The organism is Streptomyces sp. NPDC097981 (genome assembly GCF_040302565.1).
Classification (GTDB): Bacteria; Actinomycetota; Actinomycetes; order Streptomycetales; family Streptomycetaceae; genus Streptomyces.
In genome coordinates, this window is record NZ_JBEORW010000029.1 from 1 (window position 1) to 23,689 (window position 23,689).

Annotated in this window: 21 protein-coding genes; 16 read left to right on the forward strand and 5 right to left on the reverse strand. The window is 72.9% G+C overall.

Features of this window, described 5'->3' with window-relative positions; translation table 11 throughout:
* Positions 1-160 precede the first annotated feature (160 nt).
* A complete protein-coding gene (locus ABTY04_RS25790) occupies positions 161-676 on the reverse strand; it encodes an HAD domain-containing protein (protein ID WP_352215767.1) in 516 nt (171 codons plus the stop codon).
* An 84-nt stretch (positions 677-760) separates the two neighbouring features.
* Between ABTY04_RS25790 and ABTY04_RS25795 the strand changes: the two genes are divergently transcribed.
* From ABTY04_RS25795 to ABTY04_RS25805, 3 genes are all read left to right on the forward strand, one after another.
* On the forward strand, positions 761-1,312 hold the full coding sequence (locus ABTY04_RS25795) for a TetR/AcrR family transcriptional regulator (protein WP_352215768.1): 552 nt from the start codon (positions 761-763) through the stop codon (positions 1,310-1,312).
* A 5-nt stretch (positions 1,313-1,317) separates the two neighbouring features.
* Positions 1,318-2,865, forward strand: a complete 1,548-nt coding sequence (locus tag ABTY04_RS25800; protein WP_352215861.1) for an MFS transporter — start codon at positions 1,318-1,320, stop codon at positions 2,863-2,865.
* 69 nt (positions 2,866-2,934) lie between these two features.
* Entirely contained in the window at positions 2,935-4,410 is a 1,476-nt protein-coding gene (locus ABTY04_RS25805; protein WP_352215769.1) for a membrane-associated oxidoreductase, read from the forward strand.
* A gap of 9 nt (positions 4,411-4,419) precedes the next feature.
* On the opposite strand, the gene ABTY04_RS25810 is transcribed toward ABTY04_RS25805, so the two are convergent.
* Positions 4,420-5,049: a lysophospholipid acyltransferase family protein gene (locus ABTY04_RS25810; protein WP_352215770.1), complete on the reverse strand. Its 630-nt coding sequence runs from the start codon at positions 5,047-5,049 to the stop codon at positions 4,420-4,422.
* Positions 5,050-5,351: 302 nt separating this feature from the next.
* On the opposite strand from ABTY04_RS25810, the gene ABTY04_RS25815 reads away from it, so the two are divergent.
* The 3 genes from ABTY04_RS25815 (at position 5,352) to ABTY04_RS25825 (ending at position 7,743) form a co-directional block, all read left to right on the forward strand.
* Positions 5,352-6,566, forward strand: coding sequence for a glycerophosphodiester phosphodiesterase (locus ABTY04_RS25815; protein ID WP_352215771.1), 1,215 nt, complete (start codon positions 5,352-5,354; stop codon positions 6,564-6,566).
* Positions 6,567-6,683: 117 nt separating this feature from the next.
* A complete protein-coding gene (locus tag ABTY04_RS25820) occupies positions 6,684-7,199 on the forward strand; it encodes an RNA polymerase sigma factor (protein WP_352215862.1) in 516 nt (171 codons plus the stop codon).
* 37 nt (positions 7,200-7,236) lie between these two features.
* Positions 7,237-7,743: a GNAT family N-acetyltransferase gene (locus ABTY04_RS25825; RefSeq protein ID WP_352215863.1), complete on the forward strand. Its 507-nt coding sequence runs from the start codon at positions 7,237-7,239 to the stop codon at positions 7,741-7,743.
* Here the strand turns inward: ABTY04_RS25825 and ABTY04_RS25830 are convergent.
* Both ABTY04_RS25830 and ABTY04_RS25835 read right to left on the reverse strand, forming a co-directional pair.
* A complete protein-coding gene (locus ABTY04_RS25830; protein ID WP_502996718.1) occupies positions 7,733-8,203 on the reverse strand; it encodes a hypothetical protein in 471 nt (156 codons plus the stop codon). The genes ABTY04_RS25825 and ABTY04_RS25830 overlap by 11 nt on opposite strands.
* Positions 8,204-8,210: 7 nt before the next feature.
* Entirely contained in the window at positions 8,211-8,579 is a 369-nt protein-coding gene (locus ABTY04_RS25835) for a hypothetical protein (RefSeq protein WP_352215773.1), read from the reverse strand.
* Between the two features lie 606 nt (positions 8,580-9,185).
* Between ABTY04_RS25835 and ABTY04_RS25840 the strand changes: the two genes are divergently transcribed.
* From ABTY04_RS25840 to ABTY04_RS25875, 8 genes are all read left to right on the forward strand, one after another.
* Positions 9,186-10,250: a methionine ABC transporter ATP-binding protein gene (locus ABTY04_RS25840; protein ID WP_352215774.1), complete on the forward strand. Its 1,065-nt coding sequence runs from the start codon at positions 9,186-9,188 to the stop codon at positions 10,248-10,250.
* Positions 10,247-10,915, forward strand: coding sequence for a methionine ABC transporter permease (locus tag ABTY04_RS25845; protein ID WP_352215775.1), 669 nt, complete (start codon positions 10,247-10,249; stop codon positions 10,913-10,915). Before ABTY04_RS25840 ends, ABTY04_RS25845 begins: the two co-directional genes overlap by 4 nt.
* A gap of 142 nt (positions 10,916-11,057) precedes the next feature.
* A complete protein-coding gene (locus ABTY04_RS25850; protein WP_352215776.1) occupies positions 11,058-11,921 on the forward strand; it encodes a MetQ/NlpA family ABC transporter substrate-binding protein in 864 nt (287 codons plus the stop codon).
* A 238-nt stretch (positions 11,922-12,159) separates the two neighbouring features.
* Positions 12,160-12,834 (forward strand): GNAT family N-acetyltransferase, encoded by a 675-nt coding sequence (locus ABTY04_RS25855; RefSeq protein ID WP_352215777.1) that lies wholly within the window; start codon positions 12,160-12,162, stop codon positions 12,832-12,834.
* Between the two features lie 79 nt (positions 12,835-12,913).
* Positions 12,914-14,122 carry a precorrin-6y C5,15-methyltransferase (decarboxylating) subunit CbiE gene (gene cbiE / locus ABTY04_RS25860; RefSeq protein ID WP_352215778.1) on the forward strand — a complete coding sequence of 403 codons (1,209 nt, stop codon included), beginning with the start codon at positions 12,914-12,916 and terminating at the stop codon, positions 14,120-14,122.
* Positions 14,123-14,409: 287 nt separating this feature from the next.
* A complete protein-coding gene (gene cobT / locus ABTY04_RS25865; RefSeq protein WP_352215779.1) occupies positions 14,410-17,730 on the forward strand; it encodes a nicotinate-nucleotide--dimethylbenzimidazole phosphoribosyltransferase in 3,321 nt (1,106 codons plus the stop codon).
* A gap of 481 nt (positions 17,731-18,211) precedes the next feature.
* Positions 18,212-19,429, forward strand: coding sequence for a uroporphyrinogen-III C-methyltransferase (cobA, locus tag ABTY04_RS25870; RefSeq protein ID WP_352215780.1), 1,218 nt, complete (start codon positions 18,212-18,214; stop codon positions 19,427-19,429).
* Between the two features lie 59 nt (positions 19,430-19,488).
* Positions 19,489-20,334 carry a TrmH family RNA methyltransferase gene (locus ABTY04_RS25875; protein WP_352215781.1) on the forward strand — a complete coding sequence of 282 codons (846 nt, stop codon included), beginning with the start codon at positions 19,489-19,491 and terminating at the stop codon, positions 20,332-20,334.
* Here the strand turns inward: ABTY04_RS25875 and ABTY04_RS25880 are convergent.
* Positions 20,331-21,605: a serine/threonine-protein kinase gene (locus ABTY04_RS25880; protein ID WP_352215864.1), complete on the reverse strand. Its 1,275-nt coding sequence runs from the start codon at positions 21,603-21,605 to the stop codon at positions 20,331-20,333. The genes ABTY04_RS25875 and ABTY04_RS25880 overlap by 4 nt on opposite strands.
* A 556-nt stretch (positions 21,606-22,161) precedes the next feature.
* On the opposite strand from ABTY04_RS25880, the gene ABTY04_RS25885 reads away from it, so the two are divergent.
* Both ABTY04_RS25885 and ABTY04_RS25890 read left to right on the forward strand, forming a co-directional pair.
* The gene (locus ABTY04_RS25885) at positions 22,162-22,347 is read left to right on the forward strand and encodes a hypothetical protein (protein WP_352215782.1); all 186 of its coding nucleotides are present in this window, start codon (positions 22,162-22,164) and stop codon (positions 22,345-22,347) included.
* 372 nt (positions 22,348-22,719) lie between these two features.
* Positions 22,720-23,646 carry a phosphotransferase family protein gene (locus ABTY04_RS25890; RefSeq protein WP_502996719.1) on the forward strand — a complete coding sequence of 309 codons (927 nt, stop codon included), beginning with the start codon at positions 22,720-22,722 and terminating at the stop codon, positions 23,644-23,646.
* Positions 23,647-23,689: the final 43 nt, after the last annotated feature.

Below are 23,689 nucleotides of genomic sequence, written 5' to 3' on the forward strand. Positions count from 1 at the left end.
CGGCATGTTCGTGCAGAGCGGCAAGTTCGTCGCGAAGCGCCGCGGCAAGGACCACACTCACGACATCGCGGTGTATGGCCAGGGCGGCCGGAGCCCACGCTCCGGCCGCCCCTCCGTCGTGTCCGTGCCCGCGTGTTCAGCTCGTCGTCCGGGCCCGCCGTCACGCCGCCCAGTCGGCGAGCCTGTCGAAGTCCGGCCGGGTCAGGCCGATCTGCTCGTCGATGCGCATCAGCAGCGCCCGCGCCGGGTGCCGTTGGTCCACGTACTCCCCGTCCATCGCCGTGATGTCGTCGTCGATCCACGCGAACTCCCGTGCGCCCGCGTACTCCAGGACGTATTGCGTCTTCCAGATGGTGCCGCGCGGGGCCCGCCCGTGCATCTGCGGCCAGTCGATGAAGGGGAGCCGCGGCAGGCCGAGGTGCGGGCCTATCCAGTCGTTCGCCTCGTCCTTCCATGTGGTGGCCCAGACCAGCTCGTACGAGTGCGCCAGCGCGAGCAGCTCCGCGCCGTGGGCGCGGTTCAGCCAGACCCGCAGCGGTTTCCGGCTCTCCGCCTCCGTCCAGCCGGTCGGGCGCATCCGATGGGTGGAGTACCCCTCCGGGCGGCGCTGGGCCCGGGCCGCGTAGGGGTTCAGCGGGCCGTCCACGTCGATCAGGAGCAGGGGCTTGGGTGTCATTCCGGCAGCCTTCCGTTCCGGGCGCCCGAGGGCATCCGATTTTTGAATGAGACATCAACGTCTCATTCGGGGTATGCTTGTCTCATGGCCATGGACCGTGACCAGGTGCTCCGCGACGCCGCAGCCCTGCTCTCCCGCAAATCGACCGCCACGATGGACGAGGTCGCCCGCGCCGCCGGTATCGGGCGCGCGACCCTCCACCGGCACTTCGCCGGGCGCGACGCCCTCGTACGGGCCCTCGAAGAGCTCGGCATCCGCGAGTTCGAGGTGGCCTTCGACAAGGCCCGCCTCGACGAGGGCACGGCCGTCGAAGCGCTGCGCCGGCTCGTCGCCGAGACGGAGCCCGACGCCCAGCTGCTCGCCTTCCTCGTCACCGAGAACCAGCTCTTCGAGGGCGACCAGGTCAACGAGGGATGGGCCCGGCTCGACGCCCGCGTCAGCGCGCTCTTCCGGCGCGGCCAGGAGGAGGGCGACATCCGGATCGACCTGAGCCCCGCCTGGCTCACCGAGGCCCTCTACGGCCTCATCGGCACCTGCGCCTGGGCCGTCATGGACGGCCGGGTCGCCGCCAAGGACTTCCAATACATGATCATCGAGCTGCTGCTCGGTGGCGCACGACGGAGTGTGGAGAAATGAGCCGCATGGAACAGCTGACCCGGGAGAAGGGGACGGAGGCGATCAGCGACAGGGGCGTCAGGGGGCGCTGGCTGGCGCTCTCCGTACTCGTCCTGGCCGTCCTGCTGGTCGCGGTCGACGCCACCGTACTCGGTCTCGCCACGCCCTCGCTCAGCGAGGACCTCAAGCCGTCCGGCACCCAGTTGCTGTGGATCGGCGACATCTACTCGTTCGTCATCGCCGGCCTGCTCGTGTCCATGGGCTCCCTCGGCGACCGGATGGGCCGCAAGAAGCTGCTGCTGCTCGGCGCGACCGCCTTCGGAGCCGTCTCCGTCCTCAGCGCCTACGCCGCCAGCCCCGAGATGATGATCGTGGCCCGGGCCCTGCTCGGCGTGGCCGGCGCGACGCTGATGCCGTCCACCCTCGCGCTGATCCGGAACATATTCCACGACCCCAAGGAGCGCAGCCTCGCCATCGGCATCTGGGGCGCCACCGCCTCGGCCGGCGCCGCCATCGGGCCCGTCGTCGGCGGAGCCCTGCTCCAGCACTTCTGGTGGGGCTCGGTCTTCCTCATCAACCTGCCGGTGATGATCGCCCTGGTCCTCGTCGGCAGCAAGCTGCTGCCCGAATCCAAGAACCCGGTCGCCGGCCCCTGGGACCTGGTCAGCGTCGCCCTCTCGCTCGTCGGGGTCATCGGCGTCGTCTACGCCGTCAAGGAAGTCGCCACCCACGGCGTGACCTGGAGTGTCGCGGCTGCCGCCGTCATCGGCGGGGCGTGCCTGTACGCCTTCGTCCGCCGCCAGTTCAGCCTGCCGTCGCCGCTCCTGGACATGCGGCTCTTCAAGCACCGCGGCTTCTCCGGCGCGGTCCTCGCCGACCTGCTGACCGTCTTCGGCCTCTCCGGCCTCGTCTTCTTCCTCTCCCAGTTCCTCCAGCTCGTCCAGGGCCGCGACCCGCTGGAGGCGGGCCTGGCCGAACTGCCCGCCGCCATCGGTGCAGTGGTCACCGGGCTGATCGCCGGCCGGTACGCCCGCCGCTACTCGGTGCGGTCGATCGTGACCGGCGGCCTCGCGGCCATCGGCCTCGCCCTCGGCGCGCTCACCCTGATCCACAAGGAGAGCGGGTACCCGCTGCTCGGCGCGGCCCTGCTGGCCGTCGGTCTCGGCGCAGGCTTCTCCTTCACCGTCACCGCCGACGTGATCCTCTCCAGCGTCCCGAAGGAGCAGGCGGGCTCGGCCTCGGCCGTCTCCGAGACCGCGTACGAACTCGGCGCGGCCCTCGGCATCGCCCTGCTCGGCTCCGTGGTCACGGGCGTCTACCAGGGCTTCACCGCCCCGGCCCCGGTCCCCGGACCCGTCGCCGAGGCCGCGCACGAATCGCTGGGCGGCGCCGTGGAAGCCGCCAGGGCGGTGGACCCGGCGACCGCGCAGACCATGGTCGGCGCCGCCCAGGACGCCTTCGTGGACGGCCTGCGGCTCGCCTCCGGGGTGGGCGCGGCCGTACTGCTGGCCACGGCGGTGGCCGCCTGGTTCCTGCTCAAGGGGCAGAAGCTCCAGGACGGCATCGCGCACTGATGTCCCGCCAGGGGAGCTCGTCCCGCACGCAGTTGACACCGCGTCGGCGTGCGGGACACCATCCCGGCGATGGAGATCACCGAACTGACCCCGGCCGAACGCCGCGTATGGGATGCCTTCCCGCGGGGCGAAGGCATCGACTTCCGGGAGGGCCCCGACGAGGACGCCTCCGACGGACACGACTGGGGGCCCGAGCGGACCGTGCGCGCCGAGGTGCTCGCCGCCCTCCTGCTCAGCAACCCCGCCCCGTCAGGGCAGGTCCCCGGGGTCAACGTGCGCGGCGTCCGGATCATCGGCAAGCTGGACCTCAAGTACGCGGTCATCGAGCATCCGATCCGGCTGCGCGCCTGCTGGTTCGAGCGCAAACCGCAGCTGTACGGGGCCCGGCTGCGGGCCCTGGTCCTGACCGACTCGGCGCTGCCCGGACTGACCGCTTCCACTCTCAGCGTGGACATCACCCTGCGGCTGAACTGCGCTCGCGTCAGCGGTCCGGTCCGCCTCACGGGGGCCCGGATAGCCGGCGGCCTCTTCCTCCAGGGAGCGGTGATCCGGCCCGGCACCCTCCCCGACGAGGACGGCGAAACCCCGCTCCAGCTCAACCACGCCGAAATAGGCACCGACGTCATCGCCGACGACCTCACCGTCCACGGTCAACTCCGCATCAACGGTGCCACCATCGCCGGCCTGATCAGCCTGGACCGGGCCAAGCTGATCAATCCCGGCGGGATCGCCCTCCACGCCGAGACCGTCTCCGTCGGCACCGATCTGCGCGGCAACCGGCTGGAAGCCGAGGGGATGGTCAACCTCACCGGTGCCCGGATCCCCGGCCAGCTGATCCTCACCCGCGCGCGGCTGTCCAACCCGGACGGGGTGGCGCTGCGTGCCAGCAGCTGCGCGATCGGCGAGTTCTGGCTCCGCAAGTGCCCGCCCATCGAGGGCATCGTCAACCTGCGCCGCAGCCAGCTGGACATGCTCTACGCCGAACCCGACGCCTGGCCGCCCGTGGTCCGCACCGACGGGCTCACTTACCGGGTGCTGCACCCGCACCTGCCCGCCGAGCAGCGGCTGCCCGCCCTGGAGCGGGAGGAGTCGGGCTACCTCCCGTACGCGTACGAGCAGCTCGCCGCGGCCTACCGCATGGTGGGCGACGAGGCGGCGGCCCGTACGGTCCAGCTCGCCAAGCTGCGCCGGCACCGGCGTACGCTGCCCCGCCACGCCAGGCTCTGGGGGCTGCTCCAGGACGCCACCGTCGGCTACGGCTTCCGGCCGCTGCGCGCCGCGGGCTGGTTGCTGGCGCTGCTGCTGACGGGGACCATCGCCTACGGTCTCCACCCGCCGAGGGAGCTCAAGGCGGGGGAGGCGCCGGAATTCAACCCGGTGTTCTACACGATCGACCTGATGCTGCCGATCATCGGCTTCGGCCAGGAGGGGGCCTTCGCGCCGCGCGGCTGGTACCAGTGGCTGTCGTACGTGCTGATCGTGACCGGCTGGGTCCTCGCCACGACGACCGTGGCGGGCGTCAGCCGGTCACTCCAGCGGCAGTAGCCTGCGCGGTCAGGCGGCCTTGGCCTTGGTGGCGTACATGTCGACGTACTCCTGGCCGGAGAGCCGCATGACCTCGGCCATCACCGAGTCGGTGACGGCGCGCAGCACGTAGCGGTCGCGGTCCATGCCCTCGTAGCGGGAGAACTCCATCGGCTCGCCGAAGCGGACGGTGACCCGGCCCGGGCGCGGCATGCCCGCGCCGCCCGGCTGGAGCTTGTCGGTGCCGATCATCGCGAAGGGGACCACGGGGGCGCCGGTCATCAGGGTCAGGCGGGCGATACCGGTGCGGCCGCGGTAGAGGCGGCCGTCGGGGGAGCGGGTGCCCTCGGGGTAGATCCCGAAGATCTTGCCCTCTTCGAGGATCCGGCGGCCGGTCATCAGGGCGGCGACGCCGCCGTTGGCGCCGTCACGGTCGACCGGGATCATGCCGGCCCCGGTGAAGAACCAGGCCATGGCGCGGCCCTTGATGCCCTTGCCCGTCACGTACTCGTCCTTGCCGATGAAGTGGACCGTGCGGTCGCACAACAGCGGAAGGATCATGGAGTCGATGAAGGTGAGGTGGTTGCCCGCCAGGATCACCGGTCCGGACCCCGGAATGTTCTCGATGCCCTCCACCCGGGTGCGGAACATCATGCGCATGACCGGTCCGACAGTGGCCTTGATGAGCGATGTACGGAACAACGTGAGCCCTCCGGCATCGAAACGCGATTTTCGCACCACACGGCGGTAGTGCAGGTGAGGACGATACTCGCGGGTCGGCTCCGAGTGCACATCGGGTTCACGAGATGGATACGCAGTGTTGACTCACGTTTCCGCCATGTTCCCCACAGTCCCACCCCCGCGCCACCCGCCGCTGTCTACGATCGCCGGGCCGAATCGGGCCGCAGCACCCGGAGATCCCGGGTACCGCCCGGCCCTTTCAGACGACAGGAGTGGCACTCATGACGCAGGGTGGGGCAGCACGGCGCACGGTCCTGGGGGCGGCCGTCCTGGCAGCGGGCGGCGCCATGGCCGGACTCCCGGCGGGATCCGCGTCCGCGGCCGGAGCGGCCGGGCCGTCGGACACGGCGGCGGCGGAGGCGGCGGCGGAGGCGGCGTACGCGGCCGACGTGCGCCACGGCGGCGGCTACCGGGACCTCCCCGTCCCGCTGGTCATCGGCCACCGCGGCGCCTGCGGCTACCGGCCCGAGCACACCCTCGGCTCGTACCGGCTCGCCCTCGACCTGGGCGCGGACGTCGTCGAGCAGGACCTGGTGCCCACCAAGGACGGCCACCTGGTGTGCCGTCACGAGAACGAGATCGGCGGCACCACCGATGTCGCCGACCACCCCGAATTCGCCTCCCGGCGGACGACCAAGTCGATCGACGGGGTCGCGGTCACGGGCTGGTTCACCGAGGACTTCACCCTCGCCGAGCTCAAGACCCTGCGGGCGAAGGAACGCATCCCCGCCGTCCGCCAGCGGAACACCCTCTACGACGGCCGGTGGGACGTGCCCACCTTCGAAGAGGTGCTGCGCTGGGCGGACCGGGAGGGCAAGCGGCGCGGCAAGCGGGTCTGGCTGCACGTCGAGACGAAGCACCCCACGTACTTCCGGTCCCTGGGCCTGGGCCTCGAAGAGCCCCTCGCCAAGCTGCTGCGCCGCTACGGCCGCGACGGGCTGGGCGCTCCCCTCTTCCTCCAGTCCTTCGAGCCCTCCAGCATCCAGCGGCTCTCCCGCCTGGTCTCCGCGCCGCGGGTGGTCCTGCTGGGCGCCGCCGGCACCCGGCCCTGGGACTTCGAGCAGGCCAAGGACCCGCGGACGGTGTCGGACCTGGTCAAGCCCGAGGGCCTGAAGTGGATTTCCGGGTTCGCCCAGGGCATCGGCCCCACCATGGACCTGATCCTCCCGCGCGACGCGGCCGGGAAGCTCACCGCCCCGACCGCCCTGGTCAAGGACGCGCACGCCCACGGGCTCGTGCTGCACCCCTACACCGCGCGCAACGAGAACACCTTCCTGCCGGCCGAGTACCGCAAGGGCACCGACCCGGCCGCGTACGGGGACGCCTTCGCGGCCTTCCGGACGTACTTCGAACAGGGCATCGACGGCATCTTCACGGACAACGCGGACACCGGTCTGCTCGCGGCGGAGGCCTTCCGCCCGGGCCGCGGCCGGTAGGCGCGCCTTTCGGACACAACTGCGTCCCACGCGTCAACAGATAAGCGGAATATCACGTACGGGTGGGCTGTGCCGGGCGGGGAAACCGCCGGGCACGGCGCGCGCGTCCCGCCCGGCATGGACCTGCTGAAGGACTCCGACCTCCTGAACGAACTGGGCCCACTCCTCTCCGCCGAGGCGGCCGCGGAGGCCCCGGGTGCCGGCGTGGAGGCGGCCGACCTGGAACAAGCCGTCTGGGTCAGGCTGCTGGAACACGACCCCGCCCCCGCCGAGCCGGCCCGCTGGCTGCGCCGGGCGGTGCGCGCCGAGGCCCGCCTCGCCCGGCGGCGGGCGAGGCGGGAGATCCCGTACGGCTGCCGCCCCGGGAGCGCGGGTGCCGAACCCGAAGACGCCCTGCTGCACGGTGAGGAGAACCGGGCCCTGCGGTCGGCGGTTGCCCGATTGCCCGGACGGTGTCCCGAGCTCATGAGGGCACTTCTTTCGCCCAGAGACCTCACTTACCGTGAAATCGCAGGAGAGTTGGGTATCTCACAAGGAAGTTTGGGACCCGTCCGTTCCCGCTGCCTGGGATGTCTGCGCAGAATGCTCGCGTCAGAGGTTGCGGCTCCCCGCCTTCGGGGAAGGGAGCGGTAGACCAATGGGCTACCAGGTGAGCGGGAGGCATGCGCACATGGGCATGAGCGTGACCATTTCGGCGGCAGTTGCCGAGGACACCGAGCAGATCCTCAAACTGCAGTACCTGGCGTTCCAGCGCGAGGCCGAGCTGTACGGCAACTACCGCATCCAGCCGCTCACCCAGACCCTGGACTCCCTCAAGGCGGAGCTCGAGTCGGACACGGTGCTGGTGGCCCGGCTCGGCGACGAGGTGGTCGGCACCGTGCGCGGCAGCATCGACGAGGACGGCACCGGCAAGATCGCCAAGCTCTGCGTCCACCCGCGCATGCAGGGCCACGGGCTCGGCGCCCGGCTGCTGCGCGCCGTGGAGGAGGCCCTCGCCGGCCGCGGCGAGACGACCCGCTTCCGCCTGCACACGGGCCACAAGAGCGAGTCCAACCTGCGCCTCTACCGCAAGGCCGGCTACGTACAGGTCGGCGGCCGCACGGCTTCCGACGGTGTACGCCTGGTGATCCTGGAGAAGGAGGCCGCCGAGGCGGCCGACTTCGCGGTCAGCGCCTGACGCGCAGCCAGAGCATCCCGGTGATCGGCAGGATCACCGGGATGAACAGGTAGCCCATCCCGAAGTCCGACCAGACCGTCGCGTCCGGGAAGGCCTCGGGGCGCACCAGCGTCCAAGTGCCCACGGCCAGTACGCCGGTCAGCTCGGCGGCGCAGCAGACGCGTGCCGCCTTGCGGGCCGTCTCCCCGCCGCGCACCAGCGAGTACGTGATGAAGGCGTACACGAGGGCGGCCACCGCGGACAGCGAGTAGGCCAGCGGCGCCCGGTCGAACTCGGTGGAGATCTGGTACAGCGAGCGCGAGACCGCGCCGACCGTGATCACCCCGTACAGCCAGACCAGCAGCAGCCCGGGCCCGGAGACCAGCCGCTCGCGCCCACCGGGAGCGCCGGGAGTGGCGGGAATGGCGGGGGAGCCGGGAGTGGCGGGGGAGCCGGCGGGGCCGGCCGGGTCCGCGGTCATGTCGGTGTCAGGCACCGGGGGTCCCCCAGATGTCGTAGAGCCGTACTTCGAGGACGGCCAGGACGACCGCGCCCGCGGCCACCGTCACCGAACCCCACTTGGTCCGCTCGCTCAGCGAGAGCAGCCCGGCGGCCGGGACCGCCGCGAAGGCGCCCACCAGATAGGCCACGAAGATCACCGTGCCCTCGTCGGGCTTGCCGCCCTGAGCCAGCTTCACGACGCCGACCACCACCTGGGCAAGGGCCAGCAGGGTCACCACGCCCATGCCGATGAAGTGCCAGTCCTTGGTCGGCTGGTCCCGCAGGGCGGCGAAACCGCACCAGGCGGCAAGGGCGAGTGCGGCCGCGCCGAGGGCGACCGTCAGGGCGTCGAGCATGCAGCGAGGGTATTACGGGCCGAAAGGCCCGGTGCGCGCGCCCCTGGACCACGGGCCGCAGGGTCCGGCCGCCGACCGCGCCGCCGGCCTGCGGACCGTGGTCTTGACCACAGGGCGCAGCGCTGCCGGGCTCGGCGCGGGTCCGCTCGTACCGGCCCTCTCGGCCCTGTCCGCGCAGGTCAGCGACTGTGGCGCAGCGATGCCGAGGGGTGGCCGGGCTGACTGGTGTTGTCCGGTATGTGGCCGGATTCCGTCCGCTATCCGGACGATTTTGATCGGTGACGGGATACGTCTGCTTTACTTGGGCCCATGACCACGACGAGCAGCCGCACCCTTGCGACCGAGGCGACGATGACGCCCGGTGCTCGTTGTATGTGTCGAATGTGCGCCTTCTGAGGGCCCCTCTCCTGAGTCTCGCGCCCCGAAGCGAGACCGGCCGAGCCCGTCCGCCCCGCCACTGCACAGCAGTACGGACCGGATCGCTCCATGCCCCGCGCATGCGTGAAAACCGCCGGTAAATCCCGGTTCGACCCGTATCGCGTCCCAGATGTATGCCCCGTGCCCGGCACTCCGCTGCGCCGCGCACTCGACAGCGACGGAATTCCTGTGATCACCACATCGGGCCTCACGAAGGTCTACCAGTCCCGTGGCCGCGAGGTCACCGCCCTGGACGGCGTCGACCTGCACGTCCGCGAGGGCGAGGTCTACGGAGTCATCGGCCAGAGCGGCGCCGGCAAGTCCTCCCTGATCCGCTGCGTGAACCTGCTGGAGCGCCCCACCACCGGCACCGTGACCGTCGACGGCGTCGACCTCACGGCACTCGCCGGCCGCGGCCGCCGCGCCGGCAAGGAGCTCCGCGAGGCCCGCAGCCGCATCGGCATGGTCTTCCAGCACTTCAACCTGCTGTCCTCGCGCACCGTCCAGGCCAACATCGAACTGCCCCTGGAGATCCTCGGCGTCTCCGGCCGCGAGCGCTCCCGCAAGGCCCTCGAACTCCTCGGCCTCGTCGGCCTCTCCGACAAGGCCAAGGCCTACCCCGGCCAGCTCTCCGGCGGCCAGAAGCAGCGCGTCGGCATCGCCCGTGCCCTGGCCGGCGACCCCAAGGTGCTGCTCTCCGACGAGGCCACCAGCGCTCTGGACCCCGAGACCACCCGCTCGATCCTCCAGCTGCTGCGCGACCTCAACCAGCAGCTCGGCCTGACCGTCCTGCTCATCACCCACGAGATGGACGTCGTCAAAACCGTCTGCGACTCGGCGGCCCTGATGAAGCGGGGCCGGATCATCGAATCCGGCACCGTCGCCGAACTGCTCGCCACCCCCGGCTCGGAGCTGGCCGCCGAACTCTTCCCCGTCAGCGGCGCCGCCACCGGCCCCGACCGCACGGTCGTCGACGTCACCTTCCACGGCGACGCCGCCACCCAGCCGGTCATCTCCCAGCTGGCGCGGACCTACAACATCGACATCTCGATCCTCGGCGCCGCGATGGACACCGTCGCCGGCCGCCAGATCGGCCGCATGCGCATCGAACTGCCCGGCCGCTACGAGGACAACGTCGTCCCGGTGGGCTTCCTGCGCGAGCAGGGCCTCCAGGTCGAGATCGTCGACGACGCCGAATCCCTTGCCGACACCGACGCCGAGCTCGCCCAGCTCGTCAAGGATGGTGCCCAGTGACCTGGTCCGAGATGCAGCCCCTGCTCACCCAGGGCACGTACGACACCCTCTACATGGTGCTGTGGTCCACCCTGGTGACCGTCCTCGGCGGACTGCCCATCGGCATCCTCCTCGTCCTGACCGACAAGGGCGGCCTCCTGCAGAACCAGCCGCTCAACAAGGTCCTCGGCGTGATCGTGAACATAGGCCGCTCGCTGCCGTTCATCATCCTGCTGATCGCCCTGATCCCGGTCACGACCGCCGTCGTCGGCACCTTCATCGGCCCCACCGCCATGATCGTCCCGCTCGCCATCGGTGCCATCCCCTTCTTCGCCCGCCTCGTCGAGACGGCCGTCCGCGAGGTGGACCACGGTCTGATCGAGGCCGTCGAGTCCATGGGCGGCGGCATCCCGACCATCGTCGGCAAGGTGCTGCTCCCGCAGGCGCTGCCCTCGCTGGCCGCCGGCGTCACCACCACCCTGATCACGCTGACCGGCTACTCCGCCATGGCCGGCGCGGTCGGCGGCGAAGGCCTCGGCTCCAAGGCCATCACCTACGGCTTCCAGCGCTTCGAGACCGGCTTCATGCTCGCCACCGTCGTGGTCCTGATCGCCATCGTCACGGTCATCCAGCTCATCGGCGACGGCGCGGTACGCCTCCTCGCCCGACGCGGCCGGACCGCCTGACCGCCCGACCGGAGCCGGCCGCAGGCCGCAGGCCGCACCAGATTTCCCCACCCCAGAGAGCCCGCACTTGTCGTGCTTGGGCCACCACCCGCAAGAACCGCGCACGACCTGCGCACTTGCACCGCAATGAAAGGCACTCTTCGTGCGTAAGAACGTCAAGCTCACCGCTTTCGCCGCCGCCTCCGCCGCGCTCGCCCTCGGCCTCACCGCCTGCGGCAGCTCCTCGGACCCGTCCTCCGCCAAGGCCGACGGCGGCAAGGCCGACGAGAGCAAGCCGCTCGTCATCGCGGCCTCCCCGAGCCCGCACGCCGACATCCTGAACTTCGTCAAGGACAAGCTCGCGGCCAAGGAAGGCCTCAAGCTGGAGGTGAAGGAGTTCACGGACTACGTGCTCCCCAACACCGCCACGGAGCAGGGCCAGGTCGACGGCAACTACTTCCAGCACAAGCCGTACCTCGACGACTTCAACAAGAAGAACGGCACGCACATCGTGCCCGTCGTGAACGTACACCTGGAGCCCCTCGGCCTCTACTCCAAGAAGGTCAAGGCCCTCGCCGACATCAAGGCCGGCCAGACCATCGCCGTCCCCAACGACACCACCAACGAGGGCCGCGCGCTCCAGCTGCTCGCCGCGAACAACCTGATCACCCTCAAGGAAGGCGTCGGCACGGGCGCCAAGCTGTCCGACATCACCGACAAGAAGGGCCTGGAGTTCAAGGAGCTGGAGGCCGCCACGGTCCCGCGCGCCCTGAACGACGTGGACGCCGCGGTCATCAACGGCAACTACGCCCTTGAGTCCAAGCTCTCGCCCGCCAGGGACGCGCTGGTCCTGGAGAAGGCCGAGGGCAACCCGTACGCCAACTTCCTCGCGGTGAAGGCCGGCAACGAGAAGGACCCGCGGGTCGAGAAGCTCGCCAAGCTCCTGAACTCCGACGAGGTCAAGAAGTTCATCGAGGACAAGTACCAGGGCTCGGTCGTCCCGGCCTTCGGCGCCCCGAAGTCCTGACCCGCTTCCGCCCCGCCCCGGCCCACCGGCCACGGCTCCACCCGGCACCACCTGTGCATACGGCCCCGCACGCCCTCCAGGGCGGGCGGGGCCGCTGCCTGCCCGTTCCCGGGCAGGGGCGGCCATGCACATCGACCCGGCGATGCTGCATGCTGTGGCGGGGCGGCCCCGCACCACCACGCCCCGCAACATCGGTCCCGCACCACGGTCGCCCCACCTCTCAGGCATGGAGCTGCGCATGACTACCACCTTCCCGGACGTCACCATCAGCACGGACCGGCTGGTACTGCGCCCCTTCGACGCGGACGACGTCACCGCGCTCGCCGAGATGATGAACGACGAGCACATCACCGCCTGGACCACCGTGGCGCACCCCTACACCCACGCCGACGCCCACGCCTGGGCCACCCGGCAGTCCCACGCCGAGCGCACCGAGGGCAGGGGCATCGTCTTCGCCGTCGCCGAATTCCTCACCCAGCGCCTCGTCGGCATCGTGCACCTCCAGAACACCAACTGGCGCACCCGGAGCACCGAGGTCGGCTACGTCACCGCCCCCTGGGCCCGCGGCGAGGGCTACGCCAGCGAGTCGGTACTCGCCGTCGTCCAGTGGCTCTTCCGCGACCAGGGCTTCGAACGCCTCGAACTGCGCACCGCCGCCGACAACACCGCCTCCCAGCAGGTGGCCCAGAAGATCGGCTGTATCAGCGAGGGCGTCCTGCGCAATGCGTGGATAGTGCGCACCCAGGACCCCGACGGCTCCTGGACGGACACCCGCACCGACCTCATCGTCTGGAGCCTGGTCCCCGAGGACCTTGAGGACCAGGACGGCTACAACGGCCACGACGCCTACGGATACGGCCTCGGCGCATCGGCGGACACGAGCGGCTACGCCGTCGGCGCCGACTGGAGCTGACCCGATGACCAGGTAGTCTCACCGTGCCCGCCCCTGCCGACGAAGCTTCGCCCGCCCCCACCCCAGGAGACTGACGACGATGGCCGACCGGGTCACGGTGATCGGCTGGGACGGCTCGCCCCTGACCGCGGCGGCCCGGTCCGCGCTCTCCGCCGCCACCCTCGTGGCCGGCGCGGCCCACCACCTCGCACTTCCCGAGGTCCCGCCCACCGCCGAACGCATCCGCCTGGGCAGCCTCGGCCTCGCCGCCCGCCGCATCGCAGGCCACCGCGGCACCGCCGTCGTCTTCGCCGACGGGGACCCCGGCTTCTTCGGCGCCGTACGCACCCTGCGCGCCCCGGAGCACGGCCTTGAGGTCGAGGTCGTCCCCGCCGTGTCCTCCGTCGCCGCCGCCTTCGCCCGCGCCGGCATGCCCTGGGACGACGCCCAGGTCGTCGTCGCCCACCCCCGCACCCTGCGCCGCGCCGTCAACGTCTGCCGCGCCCACGGCAAGGTCGCCGTCCTCACCTCACCCGGCGCCGGCCCCGCCGAACTCGCCCTGCTGCTCGGCGGGGTCCACCGCACCTTCGTCATCTGCGAGGAGCTCGGCACCGACAACGAACAGGTGTCCGTCCTCACCTCGGACCGGGCCGCCGACCACGCCTGGCGCGACCCCAACGTCGTCATCGTCATCGGCGGACAGGTCACCGCCTCCTCCACGGCCGCCGAACCGGCATGGCTGCTCGGCCAGAGCCCCGCCCAGACCGGCCCCCGCGGCTGGGCCCGGCCCCAGGCCGACGGCGGGGAAGGGGAGTCGGCGCAACTGCGCGCCGCCCAGCTCGCCCGCCTCGGCCCGCGCACCGGCGACCTCGTCTGGGACATCGGAACCGGCTCCGGCATCTTCGCCGTGGACGCCGCCGCGTTCGGCGCCGCCGTCATCGCGGTCGACGCCGACCCGCACGCCTGCGAACGCGCAACTGCCGCCGCCCGCAAGCGGGGCGTACAGCTCCAGGTCGTCGCCGGCCGGGCGCCGCACGTACTGGAGGACCTCCCCGAACCCGACGTCGTCCGCATCGGCGGCGGGGGAGCCGAGGTCGTCGCGGCGGTCGCCGACCGCCGCCCCGAACGGATCGTCAGCCACGCGTCCACCCGCGACGAGGCGGAGGCGATCGGCCGCGCGCTCGCCGAGGGCGGCTACACCGTCGAGTGCGCCCTGCTCCAGTCCGTGGGCCTGGACCCCCGTACCTGGAGCGAACAGGACCGTTCCGTCGTGTTCCTCCTGGCAGCCGAACGCCCCGTGAACCGCTAGCGCGAAGGCCGCGGTAGGCTGGCCGATCGTCGTACTGCCCTGGCCGTACTGCCCTGGTTTGGCCGAGCGTGACGGCACCGCAAGACGCGCGACGTGGCGCAGTCCACAGCCGACCATGGCGGTTATGGCCGCCATGGTGGCTAACGGGCGCGACAATGCTTACTGGTTGTCGCGCGGGGCGTGCGAGAGACGGACGTCGCACGGCAACCCCGCACGGCAACGCGGTCCGGCGGCCGCGTGGGCGACCGGGCGATCGAAGAGGCAAAACCGATGGGCGAGGGGTACGCATGACTGACACCGGCCAGGTACCGGGCGAGGGTCTCCCGGACAACGCGGGCATGGTGGATCAGCAGGGCATTCCCGCTCCCATACAGGGCGGCTACGCCTTCCAGGACCTCGTGGACAACCCGGCCGAGCCGGACGAGGAGGAGCTGCTGCTGATGCCGAGCGGCCAGGGTGCGTGGAGCGACCCGCAGGTCGTCCCCCAGGCTCCGGTCTTCCCCGCCCCGGCCTCCTACGGCGACGTGCCCTACGCCGAGTACCCCGAGATGCCGGCCGCGTACGCCGAGCCCGGGTACCCCGGCCAGCCGGGCTTCCCCGACCCCTCCTACGGCGACGCCTCGTACAGCGCGGGCGCGCACGAGGCCGGCGGCCGCGACTCCGGCGCGCTCGACCTCGGCGGCCTCGTGGTCCCGCCCCAGGCTGCCGCCCCGGTGGCCCCGGCAGCGCCCGTGGCCCCCGCACCCGCCCGCCGGCCGCTGCACATGGGCCCGCCCGTGCCCGAGGCCACCGGCGGAGTCGTACGCTCCCTCGCCGACCGGGGCCCGGCCGCGGCCCCCGTCGCAGCCGCCGTGCCCGTGGCCCCCGCCGTGCCCGTGGCGCCCGTCGCCGCTGCCGTGAGCGTGCCGGTGGCGCCCGGCGCGCCGGTTCCGGTGCAGGTGGCCGGGCCGCCGACCATCGGTCCCGAATACCTGGACGTTCCGCGCCCCGAGGCCGCCGCCGTACCGGCCGCGCCGCAGCCGGGCGAGGTCCCGCCGCAGGCCGGTGCGGCGTGGACGGCGGAGCCCGAGCCGGTGGCGGCCCCGGAGCCCGTGGCGGTCCCCGAGGCACCCGTGGCGGCACCCGAGGCCCCTATGGCCGCCGAAGCCCCTGCCGCCCCGGAAGCCCCGCAGCCGGAAGCCGCCGCAGTGGCGGAGCCGATCGCCGAGCCGGTCGCCGTGCCGGAGCCCGAGCCGTTTGCCGTCGTGGTGCCCGAGCCGGCCGCGGAGGCCGCTCCCGCGCCCGTCGAGGCCCCGGCGGCGCCCGCCGTCGAGCCGGAGCCGGTCATGGCCGGGGCCGCGCCGGTGGAAGCACCGGTGGTGGAAGCACCGGCCGCGGAGGCACCCGCAGCCGAGGCGCCGGCCGCGGAGGCACCTGCCGCCGAGGTGCCCGCAGCCGAGGCACCTGCCGCCGAGGCACCGGTGGTGGAGGCACCTGCTGCCGAGGTGCCCGCAGTCGAGGCACCTGCCGCCGAGGCACCGGTGGTGGAGGCACCTGCCGCCGAGGCACCGGTGGTGGAGGCACCTGCCGCCGAGCCGGCCCCCGAGGCCCAGCCGACGGAACCGGTGGTCCAGGCTTCCGAGGCCCCCGAAGCCGCCCCGCCCGCCCCCGCGGCCCCCGCCGCCCCGGAGGCCCCCGTAGCCCCGGAGGCCGCCGCGGTGGCACCCGAGGCCGTCATCGCGGTGGAGCCCGAGACGGCTCCCGAGAACGCCCCCGCGCCGCCGGCCGAGCCGGAAGCCGCGACGCCGGCCGAGCCGGTCGTCGAAGCGGTGGCCGAGCCGGTGGCCGAGGCCGTCCCGGCGGCGGCGCCCGGGGCCGCGCCCGAGCCTTCCGCAGGCGAAGCGGCCCCCGGGTACGCCGACGCCGAGCGCGAGGCCGTCCTGCGCGTCATGCGCGAACGCCGCGACATCCGCAACGGCTTCCGCACCGACCCGATCCCGCACGAGGTGCTGCTCCGCGTCCTGGAGGCCGCGCACCACGCGCCGAGCGTGGGCCACTCCCAGCCCTGGGACTTCGTCGTCATCCGTTCGGCCGACACCCGCCGGACGATGCACGAGCTCGCCCAGCGCCAGCGCGAGGCCTACGCGAAGTCGCTGCCCAAGGGCCGGGCGAAGCAGTTCAAGGAACTCAAGATCGAGGCCATCCTCGACACCCCGGTGAACATCGTCGTCACCGCCGACCCCACCCGCGGCGGCCGCCACACCCTCGGCCGGCACACCCAGCCGCAGATGGCCCCGTACTCCTCGGCCCTCGCCGTCGAGAACCTCTGGCTCGCCGCGCGCGCCGAAGGCCTCGGCGTCGGCTGGGTCAGCTTCTTCGACGAGCGCGAGATGGTCCGCGAGCTCGGCCTGCCGGAGCACCTTGAGGTCGTCGCGTACCTGTGCGTCGGCTACGTCGACGAGTTCCCGGAGGAGCCCGAGCTGGCGCAGGCCGGCTGGTCGAAGCGCCGGCCGCTGGCCTGGGTCGTGCACGAGGAGACGTACGGGCGCCGCGCGCTGCCCGGCGAGGAGCCGCACGACCTGCTCTCCGAGACGGTCGCCAGCATCCGCCCGCTCGACGCGAAGGCGCTGGGCGAGGCGTGGGAGCGCCAGAAGCGCATGACCAAGCCCGCCGGGGCCCTGGGCATGCTCGAAATCATCTCCGCCCAGCTCAGCGGCCTGTCCCGGGTCTGTCCGCCGCCGATCCCGGAGCCGGCCGCGGTCGCGATCTTCGCGGGTGACCACGGGGTCCACGCCCAGGGCGTCACCCCGTGGCCCCAGGAGGTCACCACGCAGATGGTGGCCAACTTCCTGGGCGGCGGAGCGGTCTGCAACGCGTTCGCCAACCAGGTGGGCGCCGAGGTCTGTGTCGTCGACGTCGGCGTCGCGGGCGAGCTCCCGGCCACCCCGGGCCTGCTCCCGCGCAAGGTCCGTCCGGGCACGGCAGACCTCTCCACGGGCCCGGCGATGACCCGCGAGGAGGCCGTCGCGGCCATCGAGGTGGGCATCGAGACGGCCCGCGACCTGGTTGCGGCGGGCAACAAGGCGCTGCTCACCGGGGAGATGGGCATCGCCAACACCACGGTGTCGGCGGCCCTCATCTCGGTCTTCACCGGGGTCGACCCGGCGGAGGTCACCGGGCGCGGCACGGGCATCAACGACGAGACCCACGCCCGCAAGGTCGAGGTCGTACGCCGCGCACTGGAGCTCCACCAGCCGGACCCGGCGGACCCCATCGGCGTCCTCGCGGCCATCGGCGGCCTGGAGCACGCGGCGATCGTCGGCCTCCTGCTGGGCGGAGCCTCCCTGCGCACGCCGGTCATCCTGGACGGCGTCAGCGCCGGCGCGGCCGCCCTGGTGGCCCGCGCCATCGCACCGGAGTCCCTGTCGGCGTGCATCGCGGGCCACCGCAGCGCGGAGCCGGGGCACGTGGCGGCCCTGAACAAGCTCGGCCTGCGCCCGCTGGTGGACCTGGACCTCCGTCTCGGCGAGGGCACGGGTGCACTGCTGGCCCTGCCGCTGGTCCAGAGTGCGGCGCGGGCGATGCACGAGGTCGCCACGTTCGACTCCGCAGGCGTCACGGAGAAGTAGCCGGGCGGGCCTGGTCCGGATCCGGACCAGGCCGCGCCCGACTCCCCGGGCCGCGGCGGAGCCGCGGTCGGGGGTGAGCCGCCGGTCCGTCGCCGGTGCGGGACGGGGCGGCCCTCAAGGGCGCTCCCTTCGGTCGCGTCGCTGCGCGATGGCCTTCGGTCACCCGTGCCGCCCACCCCCGGCGGGAGGGACGCACAGGGGGCCACACCGCCGAGCGGGAGCGTCCGGTCGTCCCGCGTGCCCGTCACCCATGACCGGCGACGCGTCGGATCAGCACGTGCTGTCGCTCCGTCTCCGGCCCGGCTGTGGCCGGTCCGACCGTGCGGTGCGCGTCACCGCCCCCCGGCCTTGGCAGGCAGTCGACGAGCCGTATCGTTGACCCGGACAGTAAAACCGCACGTCACACCGCACCAGACAACGCCAAGCCGCTCCAGCGACGCAGCGGCCCGCAGACACCGCCGCATCAGGAGCTGCAACCGCCATGGCACACCCGGCACACCCCGCCTACCCCGTAGGACTCCGCCTCGCCGGCCGCTGCGTCGTCGTCATCGGCGGCGGTCAGGTCGCCCAGCGCCGGCTGCCCGCGCTCGTCGCGGCCGGCGCCGACGTGCTGCTGATCTCCCCCTCCGCCACGCCCTCCGTGGACGCCATGGCGGAGACCGGCGAGATCCGCTGGGAGCGCCGCCGCTACCGGGAAGGCGACCTGGACGGCGCCTGGTACGCGTTGATCGCGACCCGGGACCGCGCCGCCAATGATGCGGCGTCCGCCGAGGCCGAGAGCCGCCGCGTGTGGTGCGTGCGTGCCGACGACGCCGAGGCGGCCACCGCCTGGACCCCGGCCACGGGCCGCGTCGAGGGCGTCACCGTCGCCGTCCTGAGCGGCAACGACCCCCGCCGCTCGGCCGCCGTCCGCGACGCCGTCGTCGAGGGGCTCAGGGACGGCTCCCTCACGGCCGCCCGCCCGCACACCCCCGGCGTCGCCCTCGTCGGCGGCGGCCCCGGCGACCCCGACCTCATCACCGTCCGCGGACGCCGCCTCCTCGCCGAGGCCGACGTGGTCATCGCCGACCGGCTCGGCCCCCGCGACCTGCTCGACGAACTCCCGCCGCACGTCGAGGTCATCGACGCCGCGAAGATCCCGTACGGCCGCTACATGGCCCAGGAGGCCATCAACAACGCCCTGATCGAGCACGCCAAGGCCGGCAAGGCCGTGGTGCGGCTCAAGGGCGGGGACCCGTACGTCTTCGGCCGCGGCATGGAGGAGCTCCAGGCGCTCGCCGCGGCCGGCATCCCCTGCACCGTCGTCCCCGGCATCTCCAGCTCCATCTCGGTGCCCGGCGCCGTCGGCATCCCGGTCACCCACCGCGGTGTGGCCCACGAGTTCACCGTGGTCAGCGGCCACGTCGGCCCCGACGACCCGCGTTCCCTCGTGGACTGGGCCTCCCTCGCCAAGCTCACCGGCACGCTCGTCATCCTCATGGGCGTCGACAAGATCGGCCTGATCGCCGAGGCCCTGGTCCGGCACGGCCGCTCCGCGGACACCCCCGTCGCGATCGTCCAGGAGGGCACCACCGCCACCCAGCGCCGGGTGGACGCCACCCTCGCCACCGTCGGCGAGACCGTACGGGCGGAAGAGATCCGTCCGCCCGCGGTCATCGTCATCGGCGACGTCGTCGGCGTCGGCACCCCCGGCGCCTGAAACACCCACGCCCCGGCACGGCCGTTGGCACCACACCCAGGACAAGGCAGTATCACCCTGTGGCTGATCTCATCACCGTCGAAGACCCCGACGACCCGCGCCTGCGCGACTACACGGGCCTGACCGACGTCGAACTCCGGCGTCGTCGCGAGCCCGAGGAAGGCCTGTTCATCGCCGAGGGCGAGAAGGTCATCAGACGCGCCAAGGACGCCGGGTACGAGATGCGCTCGATGCTGCTCTCCGCGAAGTGGGTCGACGTCATGCGCGACGTCATCGACGAGCTCCCGGCCCCGGTCTACGCCGTCACCCCGGAGCTCGCCGAACGCGTCACCGGCTACCACGTGCACCGCGGGGCCCTCGCCTCGATGCAGCGCAAGCCGCTGCCGTCGGCCGACGAACTGCTCGCGGAGGAGGGGGCGGGCCACCGGATCGCCGTCTTCGAGGGCTTCGTCGACCACGCCAACCTCGGCGCTGCGTTCCGCAGCGCCGCCGCCCTCGGCATCAGCGCGATACTCCTCTCCCCGGACTGCGCGGACCCGCTCTACCGGCGCGCCATCAAGGTCTCGATGGGGTCGGTCTTCTCGGTTCCGTACGCGCGCCTCGACCAGTGGCCCGCCGACCTGGAGAAGGTCCGCGAGGCCGGCTACCGGATCCTGGCCATGACCCCGAGCGCGAAGGCCACGCCGCTGGACCAGGTCCCGCCGGAGCGCTTCGAGCGGTCCGCCATCATGCTCGGGTCCGAGGGGCACGGCCTGTCCACGTACGCGCTGCGGGCCGCCGACGAGTGGGTCCGGATCCCGATGGCCGAGGGAATCGACTCGCTCAACGTGGCCGCGGCCTCGGCGGTGGCGTTCTACGCGACCCGCCCGCCCCGGGACCGGGCCGCCACCACCCAGGAGGCCTAGAGCTTCTGCGCGGCGGCGATCCCCAGCGCGACGATCAGCGTCACCACGACGAACACGATGAGCCGCTGCCGCATCAGCCGGGGGTCCGGCCGCGAAGGGCGCCGCCCCGTACCCGTCGTCCGAGGGACCGGGCGGCCGCCCGTACGCCCCGCCGTGGGCCGGGAGGACGGGCCGCCGGCGTTCCGCGAGGACGAAGGCCGTGAAGACGAGGGCCGTGAGGACGAGGGCCGCGCCTGCGTTCCGCTGTGCGGGCCCTGCCCGTGGCCCTGAACGCCCTGCCCGCGGCCCGGGTCCGCTGCCTGCGGCGCGGGCGTGGCGCCCGTACGGCGCTCCGTGCGCTGGTCTGCGTACGCATCGGCCCGCTCCGCGAGCCGCTCCGCGAGCCGCTCCGTGGGCCGCTCGGCCCGCGCGCGCTGCGCCGGCGGGCGCCCGTCGGACAGCCCCTGCGCCTCGCGGGCCGCGATCTCCTTCAGCCGCATCGACAGCTGGAGCGTGCTGGGCCGCTCCTCGGGATCCTTGGCCAGGCAGGCCTGTACGAGGGGCGCGAGCGCGTCGGGGACCCCGATCAGGTGCGGCTCCTCGTGCACCACGCGGTACAGCATGACCTCGGAACTGCCGTGCCCGAAGGGCGAGTCGGCGGTCGCCGCGTAGGCGAGGGTGGCGCCCAGCGCGAAGACGTCGGTGGCCGGGGTGACGATGGCACCGCGCACCTGTTCGGGCGCGAGGAAGCCGGGGGAGCCGACGGCCGTGCCCACATGGGTGAGCGTGCTCGCGCCGGTGGCCCAGGCGATCCCGAAGTCGATGATCCGGGGGCCCTTGGGGGACAGAAGAATGTTCGAGGGCTTGAGATCGCGGTGCACGACCCCCGCCTCGTGCACGGCGACCAGTCCCTCGGAGAGCGCGGCCCCGATCGCGGCGATCTGCGCGGCCGTGAGGGGACCCTCCTCGGCCACCTTGTCGTGCAGGGACGGGCCGGGCACGTACTGCGTGGCGAACCACGGCCGCTCCGCCTCCAGGTCCGCGGCCACCAGGCGCGCGGTGCACCCGCCCCGGATCCGGCGCGCGGCGGACACCTCGCGCGCGAAACGCGAACGGAACTCCTGGTCCTCGGCCAGGTCCGGCCGGATCACCTTGAGCGCGACACGCTGTCCGCGCCGGTCCGATCCCAGGTAGACCACGCCCATGCCACCGGCGCCGAGCCGTCGGTGCAGCCTGAATGAGCCGACGACACGCGGGTCCTCGCGCCGGAGCCGCATCATCGCCATGTCCACCCCGCTGACCGGTCGTCCTGTTGACGTGCCCAGCTTACGGACCATCCGCCATGAGTGCTCAGAGGCCGCGCCCTCGTCGGAGGATTCGACCGTCAGCGCGGCACGGCCCACTTGAGGGTTCCTCACCCGTACGGACCCGTGTCCGTACGGCACTTGCCGGTACGGCCAAACGGCCCTCGCGCCAAGGGGATTGAGGCGCTGGTGGGGGTGGTGCGCCGGCGCGCGGCGGGCGAGGGGCGCGTGTGCCGGGCGGGCGGTCAGGGTGATCTTGTGCGTACCCCGTCGGCAGACACACATGCGCGAGGGGTGACGGAAGTGAGCGAAGTCACTACCCTCCGGTCACCCCTTCCGGGAAGACCCCCAGTGCGGGGGAGCGGCCTCCACCCAGGGGAGTACGCGGGGGGTGGCCCCGTCATCCTCCCGGAGGCCTGCCAATGGGTACGAGGGCAGGAGGCCAGGCGCCCTCCGCACGCCTAGTGTTGAAGACAAGCGGCGGGCGGCGCACTCGTCCCCCGAGGTCACAAACCCGCCGCTGCCAATCGACAGGGAGAGGACCATGGCGGACATCGCACGGCACGGACGCAGGGCATTCGCGTTCAACGGCCATGAGTCCGGCACGCGCCATCCACTGGTGGCCGCGGCCATGGTGCTCCCCCTGGCCGCCCTCCTGCTCTTCCTCTTCGGAGGATTCGACCAGGTGGCGGCACAGGCGTCGTCCGTGGGCGTGATGCTGGGGCGCTGAGCGGCGCCCCAGGTCCGGGAGAGCGGCCCGGGCCGGGACATCCGCCTGTCGAACCCCGTGGGGACGGGGGCGCGACGGACGGCTGATGAAGGGTGCTGCCCGTCCGACTGGGGAGTCGGACGGGCGGCACCCTTTCTCATGCCGTCCCGCAGTTCCGTAACCTGCTCCCGAGACGCCAGAGACGGGAGCCGTGGAGCCGCGATGACCCAGGAGCCACTGCCCGCCGCCCTCGCGGCGTACGCCGGTGCGGGGGAGCAGGGCGCCCCGTACGAGCTGCTCGCCGAGCGGGAGGACGGGACCGTCGTGCGCTGCGGCGAGATCGTGGCCAAGGCGCACGCCGGGGACAGCGACCGCGAAGGCCTCGCCGTACGGATGCGCATCGCCGCGGACGAGGCGCTGGCCGGGGTCCTGCTGGCCCCGCTGCACCCCGAGGTCGGCTACCTCGGAGGACGGCCCGTGTCCCTGTGGCCGTACGGGGTCCCGGTCGACCCGGAGCGCCCCGAGGACGCCCCCTGGGAGGCCGCTGCGCGACTGCTGGCGGCCCTGCACCAGGTTCCCGTACACCGGCTGCCGGGCCCGGTCCCGCCGATGCGCGGTCCGGCCAAGCTGGCCCGGGCCCTGCGCCGGCTGGCGCGGTCGACGGGGCCGCACCGGACCGCCGGGCCGGCTGCCGGGTCTCCCGGATCCCCCGGGTCTCCCGGATCTCCCGGCTCCGGCGGGATGGCCGGCCGGATCCCGGCCTCCGGTCCCGCGGGAGCCGCCGGGGCCCGGACCGGTCCCGCCCTCGTGCCCAGCCCCACCGAGGGCCGTCCCGCCGCGGACCTCGTCCGGGCCGCCGCGCGGACCCTGCCCGCCTGGGTGCGGGGAGAGGCGCCGGCGCCGCGGGGCGGGGCGCTGTGCCACGGCGACCTGCACCTCGGGCAGTTGGTCCGGGGACCCGGCCCCGACGGGGGCTGGCGGCTCATCGACGTCGACGACCTCGGCATCGGGACCCCCGCCTGGGATCTGGCCCGGCCCGCCGCCTGGTACGCCGCCGGGCTGCTCGACACCGGAACCTGGGTCGGTTTCCTGGAGTCCTACCGTGCGGCCGGCGGCCCCGCGGCCGGTCCGCCGGGCTCCGACCCCTGGCCGGAACTTGACCTCGCCGCCCGGGCCCTGACCGTACAGACCGCCGCCCTCGCTCTGGCCAAATCGGCAGAAAAGCGCCGCCGACTCGACGACGTGGAACGCCTGATGGTGGAATCCTGTGCCCGAATCGCCACACTCCCGCCCGACTTGGAGGCTCAGCCTCCGTCGTAGGGTGGGCTTCACGCCACCGGGTATGCATCCGGTGTCGAAGCAG